General features: G+C 58.4%; 1 protein-coding gene. It reads left to right on the top strand.

All coding sequences use genetic code 11. The features are described from left to right. The coding region (locus HRQ87_RS19955; RefSeq protein WP_174140204.1) for a transposase at window positions 1-1,126 on the top strand (1,126 nt) is incomplete at its 5' end. Window positions 1,127-1,260: the final 134 nt, after the last annotated feature.

Here is a 1,260-nt window from a genome sequence, read left to right as displayed (position 1 = left end):
CCCTGATCATTCGACGTTTTCTAAGAACCGCCATGGTCGCTTCCGTGAGAGTGACCTGCTACGCCATGTGTTCGAGACGACGGTGGCCCGTTGCATTGCGGAAGGTCTCGCCAGTGGGCCGCGCATGGCAGTGGACGCCAGCCTGATCGAAGCAGATGCCAACAAGCAGAACTCGACGCCGAAGGAAGAATGGGATGCCGCAACCATTGAGCCGTCTGATGCGCCCCGCGCCGTACGCGAGTATCTCGATACGCTGGATGAGGCGGCATTTGGAGCCGCGAGCGAGGTCCAGCCCAAATTTACTTCGCATTCTGACCCGGCAAGTCAGTGGATGGCAGCCCGTAAAGGCCCTGCCTTCTTTAGCTATTCAGACAACTATCTGATCGATACGGATCATGGCGTCATCGTCGATGTGGAAGCCACGCGCTCAATCCGGCAGGCAGAGGTTGGATCGACCAAGACCATGCTGAACCGTGTGAAGGCGAAGTTCGATCTGCATCCCGAACGTCTGATCGCGGATACCGCCTATGGCACCGGGCCGCTGCTAGGTTGGCTGGTCGACCGCAAGATCGCGCCGCACATTCCTGTGTTCGACAAGTCCGGACGCAACGACGGAACCTGGACGAGGGCAGACTTTGAGTGGGATGCAGAGAACGACCAGTACATCTGCCCCGAGGGCCACGCCCTCAAACAATTCCGTCGCAACTACTCGGACCCGAACCGAGGACCGACCGGCAAGGGTACAGCGCGCTATCGTGCGTTGAAGGAGGTCTGTCAGGTTTGCCCTTCCAAAGCCAAGTGCTGCCCCAACGCCGACGCGCGCAAGATCACCCGCGAAGAACACGAAGACGCCCGCCAGGTCGCCCGCGATATCGCCAAGACCCGCCAGTACGACATCTCGATGAAGCTCCGAAAGAAAGTTGAGATGCTCTTTGCCCACCTCAAGCGCATCCTTGGACTGGGTCGCCTCCGATTACGTGGCCCATGCGGCGCAAACGGTTCGAACGGCTTACGCGGCCCCACTGGGGCCACGGTCCATTCTTACTCTATCTTCGCCGCAACCGCCCAAAACCTCCGCAAACGCGCCAAGATCTTTCCTGCACCGCAGCAAACGCGAAAAGCATGATCAGAAAGGTGCTCGCACCCCGTTCAACGAACTACTTTCTGCGCCAGCAACACGTTGTTTTTCCACATGGCGTAATCTGGCTCTGCAATTCGAATGGTACACTGTGCCAGCAACCAAATGGAGGAGCTGATAAA

This window comes from Parasulfitobacter algicola, from assembly GCF_013315265.1.
GTDB lineage: Bacteria > Pseudomonadota > Alphaproteobacteria > Rhodobacterales > Rhodobacteraceae > Parasulfitobacter > Parasulfitobacter algicola.
The sequence above is the reverse complement of the archived record's forward strand: the minus strand, read 5'-3'. Positions and strand labels throughout refer to the sequence as shown.